Origin of the sequence: Shewanella sp. FJAT-51649, assembly GCF_019457435.1 — a bacterium.
Taxonomy (GTDB): domain Bacteria; phylum Pseudomonadota; class Gammaproteobacteria; order Enterobacterales; family Shewanellaceae; genus Shewanella; species Shewanella mangrovisoli.
The window spans coordinates 4,419,466-4,442,833 of record NZ_CP080411.1; the positions used below are offsets into that span (position 1 = coordinate 4,419,466).

At 48.1% G+C, this 23,368-nt stretch carries 27 protein-coding genes; 10 read left to right on the forward strand and 17 right to left on the reverse strand.

Translation table 11 applies throughout. From position 1 onward, the window contains the following. Positions 1-12: 12 nt before the first annotated feature. Together K0H59_RS19305 and K0H59_RS19310 are read right to left on the reverse strand one after the other, a co-directional pair. On the reverse strand, positions 13-1,104 hold the full coding sequence (locus K0H59_RS19305) for a branched-chain amino acid aminotransferase (protein WP_011624359.1): 1,092 nt from the start codon (positions 1,102-1,104) through the stop codon (positions 13-15). 156 nt (positions 1,105-1,260) lie between these two features. Then, entirely contained in the window at positions 1,261-2,076 is an 816-nt protein-coding gene (locus K0H59_RS19310; RefSeq protein WP_258405863.1) for a DUF1223 domain-containing protein, read from the reverse strand. A 70-nt stretch (positions 2,077-2,146) separates the two neighbouring features. On the opposite strand from K0H59_RS19310, the gene K0H59_RS19315 reads away from it, so the two are divergent. Further along, positions 2,147-2,413: a Rho-binding antiterminator gene (locus K0H59_RS19315; protein WP_011624863.1), complete on the forward strand. Its 267-nt coding sequence runs from the start codon at positions 2,147-2,149 to the stop codon at positions 2,411-2,413. Between the two features lie 17 nt (positions 2,414-2,430). Continuing rightward, entirely contained in the window at positions 2,431-2,766 is a 336-nt protein-coding gene (locus tag K0H59_RS19320) for a hypothetical protein (RefSeq protein WP_220054081.1), read from the forward strand. Positions 2,767-2,926: 160 nt separating this feature from the next. On the opposite strand, the gene K0H59_RS19325 is transcribed toward K0H59_RS19320, so the two are convergent. Then, positions 2,927-3,283, reverse strand: a complete 357-nt coding sequence (locus K0H59_RS19325; protein WP_220054082.1) for a RidA family protein — start codon at positions 3,281-3,283, stop codon at positions 2,927-2,929. Between the two features lie 57 nt (positions 3,284-3,340). Continuing rightward, positions 3,341-4,846, reverse strand: a complete 1,506-nt coding sequence (locus K0H59_RS19330; protein ID WP_220054083.1) for a Na+/H+ antiporter NhaC family protein — start codon at positions 4,844-4,846, stop codon at positions 3,341-3,343. A gap of 179 nt (positions 4,847-5,025) precedes the next feature. Between K0H59_RS19330 and K0H59_RS19335 the strand changes: the two genes are divergently transcribed. Continuing rightward, a complete protein-coding gene (locus tag K0H59_RS19335) occupies positions 5,026-5,247 on the forward strand; it encodes a cell division protein ZapB (RefSeq protein WP_086903028.1) in 222 nt (73 codons plus the stop codon). Here the strand turns inward: K0H59_RS19335 and K0H59_RS19340 are convergent. From K0H59_RS19340 to K0H59_RS19370, 7 genes are all read right to left on the reverse strand, one after another. Continuing rightward, on the reverse strand, positions 5,244-5,456 hold the full coding sequence (locus tag K0H59_RS19340) for a DUF1107 domain-containing protein (protein WP_011624366.1): 213 nt from the start codon (positions 5,454-5,456) through the stop codon (positions 5,244-5,246). The genes K0H59_RS19335 and K0H59_RS19340 overlap by 4 nt on opposite strands. A gap of 462 nt (positions 5,457-5,918) precedes the next feature. Further along, positions 5,919-6,530: a thiol:disulfide interchange protein DsbA/DsbL gene (locus K0H59_RS19345; protein ID WP_086903027.1), complete on the reverse strand. Its 612-nt coding sequence runs from the start codon at positions 6,528-6,530 to the stop codon at positions 5,919-5,921. Between the two features lie 127 nt (positions 6,531-6,657). Continuing rightward, positions 6,658-7,695, reverse strand: a complete 1,038-nt coding sequence (locus K0H59_RS19350) for a serine/threonine protein kinase (protein ID WP_220054084.1) — start codon at positions 7,693-7,695, stop codon at positions 6,658-6,660. A gap of 10 nt (positions 7,696-7,705) precedes the next feature. Beyond that, complete coding sequence (locus K0H59_RS19355; RefSeq protein ID WP_086017278.1) at positions 7,706-7,999, reverse strand: DUF3630 family protein; 294 nt, start codon at positions 7,997-7,999, stop codon at positions 7,706-7,708. 11 nt (positions 8,000-8,010) lie between these two features. Beyond that, positions 8,011-9,465, reverse strand: coding sequence for a YdiU family protein (locus K0H59_RS19360; RefSeq protein WP_220054085.1), 1,455 nt, complete (start codon positions 9,463-9,465; stop codon positions 8,011-8,013). Between the two features lie 11 nt (positions 9,466-9,476). After that, positions 9,477-9,788, reverse strand: coding sequence for a hypothetical protein (locus K0H59_RS19365; RefSeq protein WP_176370303.1), 312 nt, complete (start codon positions 9,786-9,788; stop codon positions 9,477-9,479). A gap of 217 nt (positions 9,789-10,005) precedes the next feature. Next, on the reverse strand, positions 10,006-10,923 hold the full coding sequence (locus K0H59_RS19370) for a hypothetical protein (protein ID WP_086903022.1): 918 nt from the start codon (positions 10,921-10,923) through the stop codon (positions 10,006-10,008). A gap of 252 nt (positions 10,924-11,175) precedes the next feature. Between K0H59_RS19370 and K0H59_RS19375 the strand changes: the two genes are divergently transcribed. From K0H59_RS19375 to K0H59_RS19390, 4 genes are all read left to right on the forward strand, one after another. Then, complete coding sequence (locus tag K0H59_RS19375; RefSeq protein ID WP_086903021.1) at positions 11,176-11,535, forward strand: DsrE/DsrF/TusD sulfur relay family protein; 360 nt, start codon at positions 11,176-11,178, stop codon at positions 11,533-11,535. A gap of 104 nt (positions 11,536-11,639) precedes the next feature. Beyond that, the gene (locus K0H59_RS19380) at positions 11,640-12,041 is read left to right on the forward strand and encodes a nitrous oxide-stimulated promoter family protein (protein WP_011718580.1); all 402 of its coding nucleotides are present in this window, start codon (positions 11,640-11,642) and stop codon (positions 12,039-12,041) included. A gap of 55 nt (positions 12,042-12,096) precedes the next feature. After that, entirely contained in the window at positions 12,097-13,029 is a 933-nt protein-coding gene (locus K0H59_RS19385) for a hypothetical protein (protein ID WP_220054086.1), read from the forward strand. Between the two features lie 138 nt (positions 13,030-13,167). Beyond that, the gene (locus tag K0H59_RS19390) at positions 13,168-13,749 is read left to right on the forward strand and encodes a lipid-binding SYLF domain-containing protein (RefSeq protein WP_011624854.1); all 582 of its coding nucleotides are present in this window, start codon (positions 13,168-13,170) and stop codon (positions 13,747-13,749) included. 77 nt (positions 13,750-13,826) lie between these two features. Here the strand turns inward: K0H59_RS19390 and K0H59_RS19395 are convergent, their stop codons facing one another. From K0H59_RS19395 to K0H59_RS19420, 6 genes are all read right to left on the reverse strand, one after another. Beyond that, the gene (locus tag K0H59_RS19395; protein ID WP_408733567.1) at positions 13,827-14,429 is read right to left on the reverse strand and encodes a hypothetical protein; all 603 of its coding nucleotides are present in this window, start codon (positions 14,427-14,429) and stop codon (positions 13,827-13,829) included. An 86-nt stretch (positions 14,430-14,515) separates the two neighbouring features. After that, the gene (locus K0H59_RS19400) at positions 14,516-15,553 is read right to left on the reverse strand and encodes an acyltransferase (RefSeq protein WP_220054088.1); all 1,038 of its coding nucleotides are present in this window, start codon (positions 15,551-15,553) and stop codon (positions 14,516-14,518) included. Between the two features lies 1 nt (position 15,554). Next, complete coding sequence (locus K0H59_RS19405) at positions 15,555-16,952, reverse strand: hypothetical protein (protein ID WP_220054089.1); 1,398 nt, start codon at positions 16,950-16,952, stop codon at positions 15,555-15,557. Positions 16,953-17,130: 178 nt separating this feature from the next. Continuing rightward, a complete protein-coding gene (locus K0H59_RS19410) occupies positions 17,131-17,481 on the reverse strand; it encodes a YkvA family protein (protein WP_011718601.1) in 351 nt (116 codons plus the stop codon). A gap of 31 nt (positions 17,482-17,512) precedes the next feature. Next, positions 17,513-18,271: a helix-turn-helix transcriptional regulator gene (locus tag K0H59_RS19415; RefSeq protein ID WP_220054090.1), complete on the reverse strand. Its 759-nt coding sequence runs from the start codon at positions 18,269-18,271 to the stop codon at positions 17,513-17,515. 17 nt (positions 18,272-18,288) lie between these two features. Further along, positions 18,289-18,837, reverse strand: a complete 549-nt coding sequence (locus K0H59_RS19420; RefSeq protein ID WP_220054091.1) for a YbhB/YbcL family Raf kinase inhibitor-like protein — start codon at positions 18,835-18,837, stop codon at positions 18,289-18,291. Between the two features lie 502 nt (positions 18,838-19,339). Between K0H59_RS19420 and speFL the strand changes: the two genes are divergently transcribed. The 3 genes from speFL to potE all read left to right on the forward strand — a co-directional run bounded on the left by speFL (position 19,340) and on the right by potE (position 23,303). Further along, positions 19,340-19,423, forward strand: coding sequence for a leader peptide SpeFL (speFL, locus tag K0H59_RS21390; RefSeq protein WP_227499260.1), 84 nt, complete (start codon positions 19,340-19,342; stop codon positions 19,421-19,423). A gap of 312 nt (positions 19,424-19,735) precedes the next feature. Further along, positions 19,736-21,898, forward strand: coding sequence for an ornithine decarboxylase SpeF (gene speF, locus K0H59_RS19430; RefSeq protein WP_220054092.1), 2,163 nt, complete (start codon positions 19,736-19,738; stop codon positions 21,896-21,898). A gap of 85 nt (positions 21,899-21,983) precedes the next feature. Continuing rightward, on the forward strand, positions 21,984-23,303 hold the full coding sequence (potE, locus tag K0H59_RS19435) for a putrescine-ornithine antiporter (protein ID WP_086904100.1): 1,320 nt from the start codon (positions 21,984-21,986) through the stop codon (positions 23,301-23,303). The last annotated feature ends 65 nt before the right edge of the window (positions 23,304-23,368 follow it).

Here is a 23,368-nt window from a genome sequence, read left to right on the forward strand (position 1 = left end):
TTAATCTGACGATTAAGGTGCTACACGCTCAACACGTTTCACCCAGCCATCCGGGCCCTGGATATGGCCTTTTTGGATATCGGTATACAGCTTATAGATGCGCTGAATATGCTCACCCACTTCACCGTTGCCCACGGTCACCACTCGACCATCTTCAAAAATATAGGAACCGACAGCAGACACTACGGCGGCCGTACCAAAACCACCTGCTTCGATAATCTCACCGGACTCGATATCGGCGATAAACTTATCCAGCATAACAGTCTCTTGGCGCACTTCGCAGCCGAGTAACTCACCCAGCTCCATAATGGATTGCGAGGTAATGGATTTTAAGATGGTATCGGTGAAGGTTGGAATAATCACTGTGCCGTCTTTCAGAATGTGGAAGTGGTTCATGGCGCCCGCTTCTTCAATCTGTTGGTTGTTGGCATCTAAATACAGCACCTGCGAAGCACCAAACTGCGCGGCAGCTTTACCGGCACGTAATGAGGCGGCATAGTTACCCGCCGCTTTAGAGGCACCAGTACCACCCGACACGGCGCGATGGTAAGTCTTGCTGATCAGCAGACGAATGCCTTTATTCACACCCGCCGCGTAGTAAGCACCACTAGGGCTTAACACCACGCAGAATGTGTAGCGCGTACTAGGACTCACAGACAGACGATCTTCGGTCGCAAAAATAAAGGGGCGAATGTATAAACAGGCACCTTCTTGCATCGGGAACCAGAGACGGTCTACGTCGATCAAGGCGTTGATCGCATCGATTTGCATCTGCTCATCGATATTAGGAATACAGACAATATCCGCAGAGCGATTCATACGCTCAGCGTTTTTGTTGATACGGAAAGTGTAAATTTCACCATCTTCATGCATAAAGGCCTTGGCGCCTTCGAAGATTGACTGACCATAATGCAGGGCCATCGCGCCCGGTGCCATTTCAAACGGACCGTAGGGCACAATACGTGGATCGCGCCATTCACCATCGCGATAATCCATTAAAAACATATGATCGGTTCTGAGGCTACCGAAGCCCACATTTCCTTCGGGCTTGAATTGCTCAGTACGGCGTTCGGACGCAGGTTTTAAATCGTATTTTATTTCCATCGCATACCACCTTGATTACTGAACAAGCAGACTAGGTAGCGGCAGGAATAAAGTCAATAGGTGAGATTCATCTAAAAGTCTTAGCCGATAAAATAAGCTGTTAAAAAGATGTCTTAACAACTTGCCGTTAGGGCAAATAGCCTCATTCATACTCGCTTATTGACTTTGGATTTCGCCCTGCTGCGCCTCAAGCCAGCCGCCCACGGCTTGTATGGGTTCTTCATTTAGCGTTAACCAGACCACCCACGCCAGACGGGGCGCGTTAAACGCTGATGCGGGAATGGCATTGAGGGGTTGAGAAAACTGCAGCGTAGGCTCAATTGCGCCCGCAAACACAGCCGTCTCGGGCAGAGATTGCAAACTCAGCACCACAAAATCATGGGGTAATTGTTTATGGCGATTCTCGCCGCGCTTTATCTCAGTCGTAAACCCCGAACCGACCAAGGCCAAGTGCAAACGCGCTTGATGTAAGTCTTTATCCTGCGACCAACTGGGCTGCGGTGCAAAACTCGCCTCAAGTTGCTGATTGGCGATGCGCACCTTAAGCACACCGACCTCAGGCTGAGGCATAGCAAATATCCCGTTTAACTCACCCGAGAACCAACCACGCCACTCCTTAGCATTAATCACAAACTGTGGTGTATACACTTGCCGCGTATGCTTTTGGTTTAAATGCTGATATTGGCGATCACTGAAAGCCCTTTGGCCAAAAATATCCTTCCACCCTAGGTAATCCCAATAGGTGACATGAAAGGCTAATGGAAAATATTTCTGCCATAGGTCGGTCTTATTAAATTGCTCAGCTAACCAAGCTTCGGCGGGCGGACAACTACTGCAGCCCTGTGACGTATAAAGTTCGATAATATAGGGGCGGGTCACGGCACTTTGCACTTCAAAAGGTGCCAAGGTTTGAGCAAGCACGGGTTGCAACAGCTGCCAGAACAAGATGCTCGCTAATAGGATGCGTTTCATTATTTCTCCTCCCTTAATAGAGAAGAAGACCTTGAATCGCATCCAAATCATTCACACCAGAGGAAAGATGATGTCTGACTACAAAATGATCCCCTGTGCCCACTACGACTACCTTGAGCTAGCTTGTATGCACGGCTATCGCCTCGACATTGAGCTGCAGGACGGCAGCCTTTGCCAAGCACGGGCAATCACAACCCAGACCCACGCCGATAAGACCGAATGGCTGGTCGTCGAACATCAAGCGGGCCAGCAGACACTGCGGCTAGATAGCATTATCGCCATCACCCCCACGGATCCCCATGCCAGTTTTGGCCGTGTTATGATTGCCAGCCAGTAGCAAAGGAGCATAACTCAATGGCAAGGATGATTCTGTTATTGGACTTAGGCGATTGGACTGGTGGTCACCACGGCCAATCCCCCTACTTGGTGGAGTTTGATAGCAAGCGACTCGATTCCCCCTTTGACGTCAGCGAAGGTTGGGGACACGGATTAGGCGGCAGCCGTTATTCGTTGGAACGGTTTGTCGAAACTGAGGATTATCATCAACTCAAGCTCCACGCACCTTGGGCTGCGAGCATCATAGAGCAAAGTTTACCAACGCTGGATATTGAGGCCATTTCCCAAGGCTTGCTGGCGCAGTATCCCTCGCACAGCCCCAATATTCCGGCAAACTTAGCCCGCTATTTCTAACTGAAGCGATTGTTATAACTAAAGATCGCGTTCTAATTGAAGGTTGCGTTGCGTCACTTTGTCACGATAGATGTGCAGCATCATTTGAGGCTGCAATGGTTGAGGACGAGTAAAGCCAAGTTCAACTTAGCTTTACTACTTACTGAGATAAGATAGCGAGTTACGCCTTAGCGACTGCGGCAATCACAGAAATTTCAACCAGGTATTCTGGCTCGGCAATCGCCGCCTGCACACAGGCACGGGCTGGCGCATGACCCTGTGGCACCCAAGCATCCCAAACGGCATTCATGGCATCGTAGTCATTCATATCTTTTAAATAGATAGTGGCTGACAACAAGTGCTCCCGAGAACTGCCCGCCTGCGCTAACAGGGTGTCGACTTCCTCTAGCATAGTCGTCGTTTGTTCGGTGATGTTTTGATACTTGTCCTTTGCCACTTGGCCACATAAGTACACTGTGCCTTGGTGGATCACTATGCTGCTCATACGTGTACCAACATCTAAACGGGTAATGCTCATAGGGATAATCTCTTAAATCAAATGGTTAATTCTGGCGGGCATTCTACCCCGAAAGGCTCAGTTTGTCTGCGAACGTGCGCTCACCCAAGGTGGATAAAAGCGTGTCATTAAGGCCAATAACCCAAGCGCAGTACCTATAACCCCGCACCACACTAATAGGGTTGCAACCGATAAGTTAACTAACTGAAATCCCACTAATGCCGCACCCGCCCCAATTAACGCAAAGGGCAGTTGAGTCACCACATGGTCATGGGGTAAGCAGCCTGAGCTCGTCGCGCTCAGCACGCTAGTATCGGAAATCGGTGAGCAATGATCGCCAAATACCGAGCCCGCCATCACCGCACTCAATACAGGTAACAGCAAGCTAGCATCCATGTTATGGGCAATTTCCCCGCCGATGGGGATCATAATCGCGAAGGTGCCCCAGCTTGAGCCAGTGGCAAAGGCCATGATAGCGCAGAGCAGGAACATCCCCGCCACCAGCAGACTCGGGGATAAATACAATTTAGCCCAAGCCGCCAACAAGCTCGCCACGCCCAGATCTTGGATCACCGCGCCTATCATCCAAGTACAGAGTAAAATCGCGATGGCAAAGGCGATCATCCGCACCCCATGCGCCAAGTCCCCCAGCAGTTTCCCTATGCTTCGGCCCGACAACATCAACAACACTAGCGTCACTAAGGTCGATAACAGACAAGCATCGCGCATCGCCGCGCCAATATCGGCCTTGGCTAACCAGGCCGAAATATCCCATGATGGCACCTGCTGCGCGCCAGACCAGAGAGTTAAACCGACTGAGGCGCCCAGTAAGGTCAGCATAGGGATCGCAAGCAGCCAAGGATTCCCCTTTGAAGGCGATAAACTTGGCTCAACGGGCTCAGCCGCCAATAGCGCCTTCTCGATGGGGCGAAATCCTATCCCAAACCAAGCCACAATCAGCGACAAGCCTAAGGTGGTTATCGCATAAAAATTGGATAGGGCGACGTCGATAAAGGCTTCAAGGGCAGAAACGGGTAAAATGCTGAGTCCCGCCAGCAGCGCCATCACATAGGGACCCCAGCTAGAAAAAGGCAAGAGTGAACAGAGCGGCGACGCATTAGAGTCGACTAAATAGGCCAGCTGCGTCTGCCGGATACCATAACGCTGGCTCAAAGGTTGGCACACATGCCCCACAGCGAGGCAACTAAAAATACCGTCGATAAAGACCAACCAACCCAACAGCACCACACCAATACGCGCCTGTCGCCCCGTGCGAATACGTCGATATAGCCAATCACCAAATTGCTCGACCGCACCGCTTCTGGCGAGGAGCTGCGTCATGCTGCCCAGCAGTAACATGGCCGTCAGCACGTTTAAATGCCACCACTGCCAAGCGTCTTGGCTGTAAAACTGCTTAGCGCCTATTTCCAAGAGATAGCCCAAGCTTTGCAGGATATCGAACTTGGCAATGATTAAAGCGCCCGAGATGATACCGACACCCAGCGCCACTAAGGTACGCCGCAGCCAAAGGGCTAACACTAGGGTTAATAACAGGGGAAGTATCGCAAGCAGATTCGGCGACATGGGCCTTTCCGATAATAAATAAACCCAAGAATACTAACGAGTTAGTAACAAATGCAAAAAAACTTAAATTCGCACGCGGTTATCGGGTATTTTTTGACCAAACGAAAAAGACTGCTATTCCTTATGCTCTTGGCACTGCTAGAATCACAGTCCCATCCAGAAACTATAGGACTCTCCAGATGAGCCTTGAATTACTGTCCAAACTGGAAACCAAGATCCAGGCTACACTCGAAACTATCGAGCTTCTAAAAATGGAGCTAGAGGAAGAGAAGCAAAAGACGTCGACCTTGAATGAGCAAAATCAACAATTATCTGAGCAAAACCAACAACTGCAACAAGAACTCGCTTCTTGGAACGACAAAGTCACTGGACTTGTTGGCCTGCTCAACAGTGAAATCTAAGCTGTTTTAGTTTGATGATTCTGCGATTCAATCAGTTCGTTCAGCTCTAAGATAGCCTGCTTCACTTTTGGCAGGCTTTTTCTTGGCAATAAAAAACGCCCCTTTTCAAATTCTAATCGACCTAAGTCTTTAACCCATATCACGCCAGTGAGAAAAATACGCGCATGCTTTGCAATAAGCTTCGGTGCGTATACAGGGAAAACTCTCATACAACCCCCTACATGCATTCTTGTTGTTATTGATTACAGTTGTTTGACAGAAGCATTACCTATTGAGTTTCATCTCTGATAGATTTTTTTCAAGATTTACAATTCAAACAGCTTAACCAAATGATTTAATTAAATAATCAGTTCAGTTTATTTCACAATAAACAATAGTCAAAAAATTGACTATTGACATTATTTTGACGCATCGTTAGATTAGCCAGGTTACTCAGGGTAAAAATGAGCCCTCTGGCTCAAGTCCGTACTTTCCGATTATCGGAAGTACGGTTTTTTTTTACTCTTTTTTGCCAAACACCTAAGTCCGCAAGCGGCGAGTTTAACTGTCACTACCAAGGGCTCAAGCTTCAGCCAATAAAAAAGGAGCGCTAGGCTCCTTTAATTTTATGCTCGCAGTATCAATCAGTTAGATTACAAAATGATGATAAAACGACGGCAATCTGGTGATCATTACTGTTTCTTGGCTAAGTAGTAAGCGATATCTAACAGTTCATCGTAAGACTTGATTGCACCGGTTTCGACGCGGTACTTGCCATTCACCACCAAGGCAGGCACACCAGAAATCTTCGCGTTTTCGGTATCACGCTTCATCTTCGCCATTTGCGCTTTCACCATAAAAGAGTCAGCCGCCGCATCGAAGGCCTTGCCGTCTACGCCGTTAGCCACGAACAAGGCGCGCACGTCATCACGGTTAGTGAAGTGTTGTTTCTTCTCATGGATGGCAGAAAATAGAGCCGCATCCATTTTCTCGTCCACATTCAATTGGTGTGCAACGGCAAAGGCGCGTGACATTTCTACGCCCATTTCCTTACCGATAAAGTCTACGTGTGCTTGATTGAATGCCACACCTTCTGGCTTCTCAGCCAAAATTTTAGGCACCACAGTTTTAGAGAAGTTGAAGCAATGTGGGCAATAGAAAGAGAAAAACTCGGTGATTTCAGGCTTAGCTGTCGCTGGGCCGTCATTAATCACTGTGTAGTGTACGCCTTCTTTGTACTCAACTGCCGATACAGTTAATGGAGCCAATAACAGCGCTGCCACCATAAGTAATGCTTTTTTCATGAATTTTCCTTAAATCAATTTTCAAAACTAGCTGGAGCCTAACATATTTCATTTTTTGAGTGTAACTCAAGCCGAGAGTTCAATCGGTTTGGGCTAAGAGGTGCGTAATTCCACCCTGTTCACACATTTAGTAGGGGATCAGGCTCAGCGGCGGTTCATCGAGTGCCGCGAGTTGCTCCTTAAAAGCCAAGATCTGCTGCTCCCAATACTTTTCATCCCCAAACCAGGGGAAATGCATAGGGAAAGCAGGATCCTGCCAACGCCTGCCAATCCAAGCGTTATAGTGCACCATCCGTAATGCGCGTAGGGGTTCAATCAACGCCAACTGCCGAGTATCGAACTCACAAAACTCTTCATAGGCCTCGAGTAATACCTCGAGTTGCAGTTGCTGCTGCGCTCTATCGCCCGTCAGCATCATCCATAAATCTTGAATAGCCGGTCCCATGCGGGCATCGTCTAAATCCACAAACCCAGGCCCATCGGGTGTCCAAAGAATATTCCCCGGGTGTAAATCCCCATGCAGACGAATGGGCGTAAAAGATTGCTGCGCCCAAAGCTGATTCACCTTAGCCAACACTTGCTCCACCACGGTAAAAAACGCGGGGCGCAGTGTGCTTGGCACTAAGTCTGACTGCTTTAACCAGGCTAAAGGTTCATCGCCTAAGATCTGGGGATTCAGTGGCTCACGGGCCTTAAACGTCGACTGAACACCGTACTGGTGTATACGACCGATAAAACGCCCGACAAATTCCAACTGCTCTAAATTATCCACCTCGAAGGGACGACCGCCGATGGAGGGAAACAGTGCAAACCGAAAGCCATGGAAATGATGTAAGGTCTGCCCTTGCACAGATGCGGGCACCGCCATTGGGATTTCCTGCTCGGCAAGCGCGATGGCATAGTCGTGTTCTTCTTGGATCTGTGCATCGGTCCAACGATCGGGGCGATAAAACTTCACCACATAGCGTTGCCCTTCATCGCTGCGAAATTGATACACGCGGTTTTCGTAGCTATTGAGCGCGAGTAGGCCTGTCTCTGGATACACCCCAAGACTCTCGATCGCATCTAAAATCAAATCCGGCGTTAAGGCTTGAAAGTCAAAGGCTGCGCCCGAATGCGCATCATCAACGACACCCTGAGATGGGGCTAACTTATCTTGGCTCATTGCGACTCTCTCATACATAGGACTTTAACAGTGTGGCAAGGTATTCCAGCACCTCAAAATCGGCCTCACGTTCCACACTCAGCCAACAGATATTGCCGTAAAACTCATAATTGAGCCAAAGCGAGGTGCCCTCAAACTCCAATAGCCATTGATGGCGATCAGCGCCCCATTGGCGCTCGCGCACTCGGCAGTCTAAGGCATGGGCTAATGGTTCGGCAAAGGCCTCGAAATGGTCAAAATCGATATCGCCGCTCACACTTAAGCTTAACGCGGCTCTATCTAACTGAATGGCTTCTAATTTCATCTTTACTTCCATCAACTGCTGCACGACATAATCAGCCCTTGTCCCCAATCGGGTGGACGTTTGGCCAGATCTTCATGCTCAACTTGTTCGGCAAACGGCTGGCGCAATACTTGATGCAAACGCTCTAGCGGCGCAAGATTTCCCTCCTCCACGGCAATAATGGCCTCTTGAGCCAAATAGTTGCGCAGAATGTACTTGGGATTGACGCTATTACGCGCCTGTTGCCATGCCTCAACATCGGCAACTTTACCCAGCCGCGCCTGATAGGTCTGATACCAAGCATCAAAGTCCTTGAGGTCGATAAAATCATCCCGCAGCGAAGAGTGCACACTGCTAGGGTCAAGCTGACCGAAGCGGCGCCACGTGTTGCTGTAATCCAGCTGATTTTTCTCCATCAGCACGGTAAAGCGGCCAATCAGTTCTAAGTCCAGCTGATCCTGCTCGGCTGTCGAATCCGCTCGTGCAGCGAGCCCTAACTTAGCGCGCATCAGCATCAAATAATGCTGCACTAGAGCATGTTGATATTGATTCAAGGCGGCAATTAGATCATCGGATGGGATCACAGGCGTCAACGCCTGCGCTAAACGTTGCAGGTTCCACAGGCCAATGCCGGGCTGCTGACCAAAGGCGTAACGCCCTTCTGGATCGGAATGATTGCAAATAAAGTCTTCTTGAAAGGTATCGAGGAAGGCAAACGGGCCAAAATCGAAACTGTCTCCCAGAATCGACATATTGTCGGTATTCATCACCCCGTGGGCAAAGCCGATAGCCTGCCAATGGGCGATGAGCTTAGCGGTATCTTGCACCACCTGCAAAAACCAGGCTTTATAGCCCGCCAGATCGCAGCTCAAATGTGGATAATGCTGCCTCAAGGTAAAGTTGAGTAACTGCGTGAGCTTATCGGCTTGGCCACGCTCGCTATGGCAGAAAAATTCGAAATGACCAAAACGGATATGGCTGCGCGCCAAACGTACGGTAATGGCTGCGGTTTCTTGGCTCTCACGCCAGACGGGCATATCAGAGCCGATTACCGCCAGGGCTCGAGTCGTCGGCACACCTAAATGATGCAGTGCTTCGGAGACAAGGAACTCCCGCACCGCAGAGCGCATCACGGCTCTGCCATCGCCATGGCGAGAATAGGGCGTCGGCCCGCCGCCTTTGAGTGCTACATCCCAAGCGCCTTGGGGACCTAATGCCTCACCCAAAATAATCGAGCGACCATCGCCTAATCTAGGCGTATAGCCACCAAACTGATGGCCACTGTACACCTGCGCATAATAACTTGCGCCCTCAACGGCCGCGTTACCCGATAATCCCTGCAATAAGGCATCCGTCGGCTGCTGTAAGTCGATTAACTTGGCGGCATCCTCGCTCCACGCCAGCCAATGGGGATTGCTTATCCCCTGTGGATAGACTTGAGCGTAAAACTCAGGCAACTGGGTAAAAAAATCCTGTTTAAACTTCATCAATGCTTTCCCTATTGAACGAGCTGCTTACACATGAGCACGGACTTGTCGTTAAACTCGCACTGCAGGCCGCATTGATAGACGCCGGCGCCGCTGGCCTCGAAGCCGCTCACTCCCGATCCCGTTAAGCGTTGTAACCCTTGGGCTTTGCGTTGGCATTGTTCGAGAGTGTCGTAATAACCATTGATATCATCGGTTTGTAATGGCGTCGTTGGCAGTGAGGTCGCCGTAGGATAATAGAATAACGTCCATTCTGGGGTTTTAGTGCAACCACTCAAGCCAAGGCTGAGGCTGGCAAACAAGATGGCCAAGGATAATTTCATTTTGCCGATTCGGTTAAAACAGCTCGCAACACACTTCATAAAAATAGCCCATAAAAAAAGCGAACCTTAGTTCGCCTTTTGCGCGGTAAGTATCAAGATTCTACACGGCTTTACTCGGTTAAATAACCGCTTTTCGGCTAAGGGTATCTCAAGCGCAGTGTTAATCGCGTTGGAGCGCCAAAGGCTAGAATCCTACAATCGCAAGCAGACAACGACCTTAGGCCGTTGCCGCTTTCGCCTGCGCCTTCTCTATACGGCTAATTCGCCCTTCAAATCCCGTGACTGTGCCATCGGTTAAACCAAATTTGATCGCCTCTTGGCAGAGTGCAATCGCTTTATCAAAGTCTTGGGTATCGTTTAACAAGGTCGCAAGCTGCATAAAACCAGGGGTTTTAAGCTCAAGATCTTTGGACTTTTCGGCATTCACACTGTGGAATAACGCAAGATACAACCCATGCAGCGCTGCACCATAGGTTAAATATTCGGGCGATTTTCGCTGCTTGTAGCACTCGGCAATCACGTTTTGTAACGCGTTATAGCGCGCCTGCGCCGTCTCTGCACTTTGGTATTCTTCTACTGCGCGTTGCAGGGTCACATTCGCCCATGAACTTAGTGCTGCAAGTGGTTCGTCTTTTGCCAAACGAGTGCTTGCCACCTCAGGCGAACTCTCGGCGCTTTCTTTAGCCTTAACTGGGGTGTCGACGACTACCGGCTCTTCTTGGGCCTCACTCGCCTGGGTGACCGGAGCTTCATCCTTAGGGATTGCAGAGTCTTTATCGGCATCGGCAGAATGGACATCGGCAAGGATAATCACACTCTTTTCATTACTAGCGGCTGGGAGGTCGACATCGATAATATCTTCGCTTATCTCGACCCGACTCGCCGGCTCAACGTCCCTTGGCATTAATTCAACTTCGGGTGCTTTAGCCTCAGAAGCAGCTGCTGACTCGTTCGCCGCAGCAGGAGCAATGTCAGGCGTAGGTTCAGCCTCATCGGGCGAAGCGCTTGTATCCCTTGTCTTTTCGGTTGATTTCTTCGCCATCATTGCTTCTTGTTCTTCCTTCGCCAAGCGCTGGGCACGACGAAATAAAAACACTCCGATAGCGATCAGTATAAAAACGACAACGACCTTCATTCTTCTTCACCTTTAATGGCTGCTTCCCATCAGAAGCGATTGCAGTTGGCTTGCCAGGGCGACTCAATAACCTGAAGCTGACAAGGGATTCTGTCCAAAAGTTGAGCAGAGATTAACCGCTATTAAAGTCCATAGTGTCTGTGTAAATCAAGTATTTATGCCGTTTTATCAGATCTTGCACGCAAATCGATAGGCGCAATTCGGCTAGACTGTTAGGGTTTATGACCATTTGCAAAAATTAAGGAAAGCCTAATGCAAAACATTCTGATCGTTGCCCACGCTAGCCCCTATGGCACTGAAAAGCTCTTCAATAGCCTACGTATCGCGTTGGCGCTGAAGGACCAAACCGAGCAACAAGTTGATTTAAAAATCTTTTTAATGTCAGATGCGGTGTTTGGCGCCCTTAAGCATCAAACGACTCCAGACCTCAGTTACAACCTACAACAGATGTTTGAGATCCTAAGCGCTCAGCAAGTCCCGATTTTACTCTGTAAAACCTGCGCCCAAGCGCGGGGTGTTAACCCCGAGATGTTGCTCGAAGGTGCCGAAATTGGCACTTTACAGGATCTCACTCGCTGGACGCTGGCCGCCGATAAGGTGATGCATATTTAAAGTCTCATTTTGTGCGCACCTTCATAAATTGACACTTCAATTTTGAACAAGCCCGCGCCGCTGCTTATGATGGGATTATCCGAGTAACAGACTAAGGTATTCCCATGGACTCAGCGGCACTACTCACAGGTAAACTGCGCTACGAACATGAAACCATTAGCGCGATGGCGAAGATTTATTGCAAAGCTAAGCACCAAGGCCAAACGGCATCCGGCCTGTGTGAAGAGTGTTTAGCGCTGCTAGAGTATGCCGCCGTTCGCCTCGATCGTTGCCCCTACGGACAAGATAAACCCACCTGCAATAAGTGCCCAGTGCACTGCTATAAACCGGCGCAAAAGGCGCAGGTCAAAGAGATCATGATTTTCGCTGGCCCACGAATGCTGTTACCGCATCCCATTCGCGCAATCAAACACTTACTGGCAGAGCGTCAGCCAGTACCCGCATCTGTACCCGAGGCGGCATCTAATCGCCATCAACGCATCGCAATTTCACAGAAAAACCTTTAGTAACACTTTTGCACCTCGAAATTCCCTGTTATAACAAGGCGTCGAGGTGCTTAAAATGAACGAATTTAATACGTTTTTTGCTCAAGCCTATTGGTGGTTATCCTTATTTGGTGGCTTACATTGCCTCGCGCTAGCTATTTATATTCGCTACTTCTACCACTCAAACAATAACCAAAAACTGCTTGCTGGCTTCTTGAGTCTTATCGGCTTGTACTTCCTGACGGGCATGCTCAACCGCGATAACACGCCGATCCCTATCCATGTGTTATTTAACCTGATCACCCCGATTTACTTCTTACTCATGCCGCTGCTATACCTCTACTGCAAACGCAGTCTAGAGCAAAACACCTCACCCATTGGCTTTTCGCGGCATTATTGGCCAGCACTAGTCACCTTATGCTTGGCCATGATTGATATCGCGGTGCGGTTGAATCTACACAAAAATGCGATTTGGTTTCAGGCGGAATTCTTTAAATATCGGCAAGATATCGATTTCAGCCACTGGAGTCTGGCCTTACCGCTACTGCTGTTTATCCAAACGGCAACCTATTTTGTTGCGCTTTGGCGACTGTTCCAACGGCATAAACTGCGCCAGCAACAGAATAACGATGCACCGCAGCAAACCTTAAAGCTGATCCGTTTCCGCTGGTTGTTCGGCCTGACCTTAGCCATGCTATTTAACTGGTTGTTAAGGGTATTTGTGGTAGTGCTCCCCTTTTATCTTGGGGATTCACTCTCGACCCTATCCCACGCGCTGCCACGCTTAAGCCTGCTGTTAAGTTTTTACCTGCTGGCAGCTTATGGCCTCAAGCAGATCACCCGCACCGCCTATCTAAGAGGACATATGTCGGCCCCACAGCCAAAGGCAGAGCCTCAATCTTCTGAAATACTCACGCCCGAAGAGTTTGAATTCCTGCAACAACTGCAGCAGGAATCGACCGATAACAAAGAAAAATCGACCGATACGCCCCCAAAGCCACAGAACTAAATCAGCACTGAGTAATCAAAACTGGCAATATGCCACACTGAATAAACTGAACCCGAGCTGACACAAATGCAGCTTTAGGCTGTCATTTGTTAAAACAAAAGGTAGTCTGATGGAACCTAAGCATTAAGGAGGAACGCCATGAAATCATTTTTATCCCTTATCGTCGCATCAACCTGTCTGATTGCCAGCTTTATGGCACCCGCAGCTCAGGCCGACGATAGCTACACCGAGGCTTTAAATAATTTTCACCAAGCAAAGGAAACCCGCAAATTTTTTGATACCGCCTATGGTTATGCCCTCTTCCCTACGGTCGGTAAAGGCGGAATTGGTATTGGTGCAGCCTACGGCAAAGGTCGCGTCTTTCAAGCAGGTCAATATATGGGAGACTCTAGCCTGACCCAGCTCTCCATTGGTTTTCAGCTAGGCGGACAAGCCTATAGCGAAATCATCTTCTTTAAGGATGCCAAATCCTACAACGAGTTCACCAGTGGCAGTTTCGAGTTCGATGCACAGGCCTCGGCTGTTGCGATTAACATGGGCGCAAATGCTAAAGCAGGCACCACAGGCAACTCGGCAGGCGCAGGCCAAGCGGGTGGTAATCAATCGGCAACTGCCGCCTATATCAATGGTATGGCGGTATTTACCGTTGCCAAGGGTGGATTAATGTTTGAAGCGGCGCTGGCGGGACAATCCTTCTCCTTCGAGCCCAGAGGCAACTAAGCTTTAGTCGTGTCGTCCCCATAAAAAAACCTCCAATCCCACAGGGTTAGGAGGTTTTCTTTTATCCTCGATTGCGCTTACTCATGTCCCCAAGGGGCTGGCGGCAACGGCTGCGGTTGGCTCAAATCAAAATCCACTTGGAAATGACGATTCTCGCGGGTCAGCAGGTAGCTGAAGGTACTAGGCGTAACCTCCATATGCCACACATTGGTGACTGACTGGGTCAGGCCGTTCTGCATAAAGTTATCAATCGATGCCTGATCGATAGGGAATGACTGTTTTTGGCTGCTGCCGACACTCGCCGTATCGCCGCCATACATAGTCACTTTATCTTCCGTTCCGTCTTGATGGCGGTGATCATGCTTTAACCTTAAACCTTGAGTCGTTTTCGTGATCACCCAAGTACGGGAGTGGTCATCACCCACATGGAACGGGATTTTCAGCTCAGTATCACTGCATTCGCGCACATGCATCACCAGTGCTTTATCACGAAAAGCCGCATCTGCACTGTCCGTTGACACTACTTTACCCGCAAAGGCTTTACCGCAATGGGATGCTAATTGATTGAAGAAAGTCTCTTGCACCATGGCAAGTGTAGGTTCGGTTGCCGCATTGGCAAATACTGGCGTCGCCAGCATAAGGCCGACGATTCCAAGGCGTGATAGGGTGATAGTTTTCATTATGTTTTCCATGGAAAATTCGATGAAAAACACGCTAACACAGGGGAATAAATTTAAACTTAATTCCCCTGTTTAGCTTAGAGGCGTTACCAACCGATATACAGGCGTGAACGGTTGCCTAAACGTTTTTTGATAAAGCGAGCCGTGATAATACTGCCCACCATCAGGAAGGTAAAAATCGCCGCCGAGAACAGGATGCTGGTGACCCAAGACCCTGGCGGTAAGCGATAACGCAACACAGTGGCGACCGTATTAAACAACATGTCGAATAACGGGTGGATGAAGAAAATTGCAAAGCTCATCTCGGCGGTTTCCACTAACCAAGGAATGCGGCTGCGTTTCGACAACCAATCACAGAAGTTAAGCACTAGCACACACAGACTCAGCTTTTGGATAAACTGCCAGTCGATACCGTTATATTCAAACGGCGCCTTATGGTAGTTACCAATGTGCTGCACTATGTAGCTTTGCTCGACCAGACTCACAATCAGGAAGATCACTGCTAACGCACTGAAAATCGAGCCATAGCGCGTCACAATATGTTCATCTTGGGAATATAAAATACCAATCAAATAGAAAGGCATAAAATACACCACCGAGTGGATAAAGTTGACGTTACCTATGGGTCGGTGGAGCAGAATCGCCACCACACAACTCAGCACGAATAGGGTCCAACGCATCTGCTGCGAGCAGCGGATAAACCACAAAAACACTGGCGAGAATAAAAACACCGCCATGATAAAAGGGATATACCAGTGCGGATACAGGATATAGCCGTTACGCACGGTGTAGAAAACGCTCAACAGTAGCTTATCAAGCGACTGATGTTCCAAGAAAAACCAACGTAAACACAAGAAGAACAAGCCAACGGCAGAGACGACCAAAAAGGGATAAAGTACGTTTTGCACTTTATTCTTCATAAACTTGCCGTAATCGAAGTCCTTATAAAAAATCCGATGGAAAAAATAGCCAGAGATAAACACGAACAACGCCGTGCCCCCCCTGAGTAAATTTTCCAGCAATAACGGAAACCCTTCCCCAGAGTTATAAATACTGTGGCCAAGCACGATAAAAATAATCGCGATGCCGCGCATGTAGGTAAATTCGAGCTGATTTTTTCTCATATTAATTCATCGCACAGTAGAGGGTTCTTCCCTCAACAACACTTGCAGAAACCCGGATGGTGCCATGGATTTCCGGCTCATTGAACACCAAATACTGACCTTCGCGCTGAAAGGTGAACCCCAAAGGTAACAGAGTTGCGGCTTCAATGCCCTCACAATAATTCTGTAATGGCACATCCAACAACGGACTACCACTCACATTTAAGTTACTGAATTGTGAACTCATACCTAAATAGGCTTGGGTCATTTCTTCTTGATAGGGCACCACATAAAACCCAGAACGCACCTCACCCACGTCGATAAAACTGCTGCTATCGCTCACACTCGGCATCACCAATAACGGCACTTTCGGGTCTTGCACATCCTTAAGTAACTGGGTCAGTTTTTGCTCCGTCGCCGGATAGTAGGCCAGCATGTCCTGCAGCCGTTTCTTCTGCGCCATATTCTGGGCAACGGGCGGAGCAATCGGCTTGATTCGGCTCAGCAGTAAATCCACGGGCAACATGCCCGACATCACTGACTCTTTCCACACATAGGCATCTTGAGTGCTATCGAGCAATATTCCAGCCAGCGCGCCAATATTCTCAGCCTCGGCGGTCCAGCCGCCAAGCATTTGCTGTTGTTGATAATAATCCTGCACGTACTGCAACAGGATTTGCTGATAGCCGAGGTAGGACTGGTTTTGACTTAAGAAGCGCGCACCTGCGATTAACTCGACATAGCGCGCGCTGCCTTCGACTAAGTCATTTACATAACTGACTTTATCTTCGTTAAGCGCCGTTTGCCGCCACACTTGTAGCCAGTATGCGGCATAGCCTAAATACTGCGCCTGCTGCTCGGGTTGTTTTAAGGCCGCCATCAAGGCATTAAACAGTTGTAAACGGTAATAGCGAGCATCTAGGTTAAGTGGATAAACCTCGCCTTCATATCGACGCGCATCCTCTAACACTCGCCACTCGGATTGGGCATAAAAATGAAACGCCTCGTGCACACTGTTGCCAGCCCAAATCACAAAAGGTAAATCGGCGGTTTTAGTCGTGCTATCGAATTGAATCGTGGGCGACTCGAGCTGGATAAGCACACCCGCTTGCCCTTGATATTGCGGGAAACCAAAGTTAATCGACAACCCAGAGTGCAAGTTAACCGACTCTAACACGCTGTTGTCTTGGATAATTTCACCGCCGGGTTGGCGTAACCACACATTGCCTGCATAGCTGAAGAGATGCACTTTATCGTCGAGACGAAATCCTGGCCACAGGGCTTCACTCTGGCGACTGGTCTGAGCCATAAAATCGAGGTACAGGCGGGCGAGTTGTTCTGGCGAGGCCTTATCGGCGAACACGGGGGTGGCGGCAGAGACTCCTAAAAACCACAGGATCACCGCCATAATATTTTTCATTTAATTGCCTAAACACACACAATGGGTTCACAAAACAGCGCTAGCATATAGCGCAATTAACCAATAGTGAAACGTTTCACAAAAAATATTTTTACCCTTAAAAAACGTGGGTAAAGCCTATTCATTAACCACTAATAAAATCATATTTTTAGCCTAAAAGATGCCACCATTTTCGCGACTAAGGCTTAGGCTCAGCGGGCTCATCACCAAACCACAGCGCCAACTTATCCGCCGCTTGGGATTTCACTTCATCATCAATATAGAGCATAACCATAGTGAGCGCCGCCGCTAAGGCGCCCAAGTCATCGGTAAAGCCCACCAAAGGTGTCAAATCCGGGATCGCATCCAAGGGCGAGATAAAGTAAGCCAAGGCCCCAAAAATCACCGACTTGGCCCACTTAGGCGTATTGGGCTTTTGCGCCGCATAATAAAGCCACAGGGCACGCTCAACCACTTCACGCCCAGCTTGGCGACCAAACAGTTTAATTTTGTTCCAAAAACCAGTCTCAGTGAATTGTTCTTCTGCCATGTCGACTCCTTGTAATGACGATTAACGTAGCTCACAGTGTACGGCGATACGCGGCGGGTGTCAGGCCAAAGGCCTGTTTAAAGCGCGCCGAGAATTTTTCTGCCGATAAATAGCCGCAGGCCAGTGCGATTTGCAGCACGGAATCCGTAGAGTTTTGCAACAGCGTTAAGCCCTGACACAAACGCACTTCGGCGAGCAATTGCCTAAAACTAGTGTTTTCCTGCGCCAGTTTACGTCTTAAACTGGCACTGCTCATATACAACTTGTCGGCGATTTCCTCTTGCTGCCATGGGGCTGAAGGATGTTGCCCCAATAAGCCCAGCACAGCTTGGCTCACATTCGCAGGTTTATGACTGTAGAGCCAATTAACGCTCGCTTGCTGCGGCAGACTGAGTAGCAAGGCGGCTAAATAATGCATCTGCACCGACGTGGGTAGCGCCAAGGTCAGGCTGTGCAATAGCGCATTCCAGGCAAAATCGACCGAGCGGGAAATCGTTTGCGTGGGTTTAGGTATCTGCCTGTCGGTCGCCGCCAGCATAACGCCCGAGGGCAACTCATAGGGCAAGAGGAGTTGCACCGCTCGGTAGCGTCCACTCATCGGCCGATTGACGAAGCTAATATGGCTTCCGGCGGGTAGCAATAATAGCTGCTCAGCATTCACGGCGAGGGCATCATCTTGCCAGAGCAGCGACTTCTCGCCTTGGATCACGCGGATAATCGAGGGCTGATGCACTGGCACCCGCGAAAGTGACTGCGCCAGTTTAGAGTCGTATTCAAACATGCGGATCATGCATCAGCCCTGCACTATTAACGCTGATACACAGCGGTCAGCTTAGCGCTGCCTAAGGCCTGCGCATTGAGCATAAAGCCTAATAGCGCAGGAGATGCCTCTTTAGGTAACGCTAATGGCGAGGCTAGCGCCCACACAGTAAATATATATCTGTGCATGCCATGCCCCTGCGGCGGGCAAGCGCCACCAAATTCGGTGGTGCCAAAGTCATTCTTTAGCGCAATCGCTCCTTTAGGTAATGCATTGGCTTTAGAGCCCGCACCTTGGGCTAGCTGTTGTTGATCGCCGTTAATATTGTAAACGGCCCAGTGCCACCAACCACTGCCTGTAGGCGCATCGGGATCATAGGCTGTCACCGCATAGGCTTTTGTGCCCTTGGGGGCGTCGCTCCAAGTGAGTTCGGGAGAAAGATTCTCACCATTACAGCCAAACCCATTAAAAACAAATTGATTCGATAATTGCTGACCTTCACCAATATCTTTACTCGATAAGGTCATGGCCTGCGCCGAGCCGAATGCCGCCGTTAATAACCCAACTCCGACTATCCACTTATGTAAATACATCATCTTTATCTCCTTTAGGTAACAGGGCTAATTTACGTCAGTCTTAAGTGATAAACCTGCCTCAAAACGCCAAGTTTCTTCCCTAAATGCTCAAAATTGAGAAAAAGTGTCGACTTTTTGTCATCTTTAAGCACTCAAGTGATTTTGTAAAGACTTTATCTGCATTTTTATTCAAATATGCCGTACTTTATAAAACACCAAATGAATTAATACAGTGATTAGAGCGAAATTAGATATTTACCCTTTATTAATTTATGCAGTTTTTGATTCTTAAATTAATTTGACAACATTTACTTTCGTTATTTAGATAATGATACTTAAGGATGATTGACTGTATTTAAATAGATAGAAAATAGTGAAATAAATAATTACAGTTAATTAAAAATAAGACACAGATCATATTTTTATTGATAACACATAGATAAACTCCATACCGTAATAAAACGTATCAATCATTTTCTCTAATCTCATAATGGAGTTGTATATGAAGAGGAAATCAAAAATCATGGCACATATCCGGCGCACTAGACATATCATGATGCCTAGCCAACGCGACTATTTCGACCATTCATACATCTTCCTTCGCTAATCTTCGCGTAGGATAGTAGGCCAATTAACAGGTCTAAAGTGGTATTACCCTTGTAAGCGCATACACTTATCGTACTGTTTTTGCAGGTTTATTATCTCGCATCTAAATCAAAGCATTCTTTAGTCAGTGCAGCCAAGCTGCGGCCAAATAATTCTCTCGGAATAAATATCTCTATTTTATTCTTGGACGATTTATAGCCTCATCATATCTGCACACGGAATAGCCATATCTAATTTAATGCCATTAATATTTTTTAATTAGGTATAGGCCAAGTTGTATCCAAAACTTTTTAAAGTAAAAGGGAAATTAACGATGAAATCATTAAAAGTTGCCGCCAGCTTATCTGTTAGATCATGTTTTGAAATAGACAGAGAAGTCGTCAATGTATTAACCACAGATTTTTGCGATGTGGGCGCGGCTGTAGTCTCTGTTGATGATGTTAGAAATGGTATTGTTGAGAAAATTAAAAATACCGGATTGAAACTGCCTATTTTCGTATCAGTTTGTTGTGAAGAAACCTTCCCAGATGATATTTGCTCTTCTATTACCGGGGTATTTGAACTCTGCGGTAGCAATACCGATTTCTATGGCAAACAGGTCGAAACCGCCGTCCAAAAATATGAGCAAGCCCTATTACCGCCTTTCTTTGGCACACTGAAAAAATACGTGGAAATGGGCAACTCCACCTTCGCCTGCCCAGGCCATCAGGGCGGTCAATTCTTCCGTAAACATCCTGTGGGTCGCCAATTTTTCGATTTCTTTGGCGAAACCATTTTCCGCTCAGATATGTGTAATGCCGACGTTAAACTCGGCGATCTATTAATCCACGAAGGCGCGCCGCTGGATGCACAAAAATACGCGGCTAAGGTCTTTAACGCCGATAAAACCTACTTTGTGCTCAACGGCACTTCTTCTTCAAACAAAGTGGCGACCAACGCACTGCTGGCGAAGGGCGACCTGGTATTATTCGACCGTAACAACCATAAATCCAACCACCATGGCGCGTTAATTCAAGCCGGTGCAACACCGATTTATTTAGAAACCGCCCGTAACCCCTTCGGCTTTATTGGTGGTATCGACGCCCACTGTTTCCAAGAGTCTTATTTAAGAGAGCAGATCCGCACCGTTGCGCCTGAGCGTGCCGATGAACAACGTCCATTCCGTTTAGCCATTATCCAGCTGGGCACCTACGACGGCACTATCTACAACGCTCGCCAAGTCGTTGATCGTATTGGTCATCTATGTGATTACATCCTGTTTGACTCAGCTTGGGTTGGTTATGAGCAGTTTATTCCTATGATGAATGACTGCTCGCCTCTGCTGCTCGAACTGACACCTGAAGATCCCGGTATTATCGTGACTCAGTCAGTGCATAAACAGCAGGCTGGCTTCTCACAAACCTCGCAAATTCACAAAAAAGACTCACATATCAAAGGCCAAGCCAGATATTGCAACCATAAACGCTTCAACAACGCCTTTATGATGCATGCCTCTACCAGCCCCTTCTATCCGCTGTTTGCCGCATTGGATGTGAACGCTAAGATGCACGAAGGCGCCAGCGGCCGTTATCTGTGGCGTGAAGCGGTCAAAGCCGGTATCGAAGCTCGCAAGTTACTGCTCAAAAAATGTAAATATATCAAGCCATTTATCCCTAGTATGATCGAGGGACGCCCATGGCAGGATTATCAAACGGAACAAATGGCTGATGATTTACGTTTCTTCGAGTTTGAACCCGGACAAAAATGGCACTCCTTCGATGGTTACGAAAAAGGCCAATATTTCGTTGACCCTTGTAAGTTCCTATTAACCACGCCTGGTATCGATGCCGAAACCGGTAAATATACTGAGTTTGGTATTCCAGCGACTATTTTGGCTAACTTCTTACGTGAAAATAATATTATTCCCGAGAAGTGCGACTTAAATTCGATTTTATTCCTGATGACGCCTGCGGAAGATATGGCAAAGATGCAGCACTTAGTGTCGCAAATATCTCGCTTCGAGAAATTAGTCGACGAAGATGCGCCATTATCTGAAGTATTACCTAACGTCTATAACGCCAATAAAGCCCGTTATAAAGACTATACCATTCGTCAATTGTGCCAAGAAATGCATAACCTTTATGTCAACCATGACGTAAAACAACTGCAAAAAGAAATGTTCCGTCAGGCGCATTTCCCAACCAAAGTGATGGATCCACAGGAAGCCAACCTCGAGTTTATCCGTGGCAAAGTGGAGTTAGTGCCACTGTCACAAATTGAGGGACGCATTGCCGCAGAAGGTGCATTGCCTTACCCACCAGGGGTGTTATGTGTGGTCCCAGGTGAAATATGGGGCGGCGCGGTACAACGTTATTTCTTAGCCCTTGAAGAAGGCATCAACTTATTACCCGGATTCTCCCCTGAATTACAAGGTGTTTACCTCGAAAACACCCCAGACGGAAAAATCCAAGCCCTAGGTTATGTATTAAATAAATAATTGAAAGCCGACTGCAGAGTTAATTAACCCCGCTCTGCAGTCAATTTCAAACTTCTATAATGAATAACATTATTAGGTCATTATTATGAGTAAATCAGCAAATAAAATTGGTGTCGTCCAATTAACTATTATCACCATAGTCAATATGATGGGTTCAGGTATTATCATGTTGCCTACCCAATTAGCCCAAGTAGGTACTATTTCTATCCTTTCTTGGTTAGTCACGGCGGCGGGGTCTACGGCGCTTGCCTATGCCTTTGCCAAATGCGGTATGTTCAGTAAAAAATCCGGTGGTATGGGCGGTTATGCCGAATATGCCTTCGGCCGCAGCGGTAACTTTATGGCGAACTACACCTATGCGGTATCGCTTTTAATCGCTAACGTCGCCATCGCTATCTCTGCAGTGGGTTATGCCGCGGTGCTACTCGAAGTGAACTTAAGCCCAATGGCTATCTGTCTTGCCACCATTGGCGTGCTTTGGTTAGCCACAGTGGCTAACTTTGGTGGCGCCCGCATTACGGGTCGCGTGAGTAGCGTCACCGTGTGGGGGATTATTCTGCCTGTAATTGGCGTGTCGTTAATCGGTTGGTTCTGGTTCGACATTGACCTCTACAAAGGCGCTTGGAACCCACATGAACTGCCTTTCTTTAAAGCCTTAGGCGGTTCAATTGCGATGACTCTATGGGCATTCCTTGGCTTAGAATCGGCTTGTGCTAACTCAGAGACAGTTGATAACCCAGAGAAAAACGTTCCTATCGCCGTCATGGGTGGTACCTTAGGTGCAGCGCTTATCTATATTGTTTCAACCAACGTGATTGCCGGTATTGTGCCTAACGCCGACCTTGCTAACTCAAACGCACCTTTCGGTCTCGCCTTCGCGCAAATGTTTAACCCTGTGGTCGGTAAAATCGTGATGGCCTGCGCCATTATCTCCTGTACTGGCTCACTGTTGGGTTGGCAGTTCACTATCGCGCAAGTGTTTAAGGCCTCTGCCGATGAAGGTTTCTTCCCTAAAGTGTTCTCGAAAGTCAGCAAAGCCGATGCGCCAATTTGGGGTATGACTATCATCGTTTCGATTCAAACCCTGCTGTCTTTGATGACTATCAGTCCATCACTGAGCAAACAGTTTGAAGCCCTAGTAAACCTCGCCGTGGTGACTAACATTGTGCCTTACATACTATCGATGGCAGCCCTAGGTGTGATGCAAAAACAACTCAAAGTACCAGCGAACAAGGCCCGTGTTGCCAACGTGATTGCGGTTATCGGCGCCCTGTATAGCTTCTACGCCCTCTATAGCTCTGGTGAAACCGCAGTGATGTTAGGCGCTATCGCGACCTTCTTCGGTTGGACTATCTACGGGGTGATTTCCAATAAAACACCCACAGCTGAGATCAAAGCAGCGTGAGCACGTCTCCCCTGCGATTCTCACCCATTACTAGATAAGAAACATAACACCAATCCGTCTTCAGG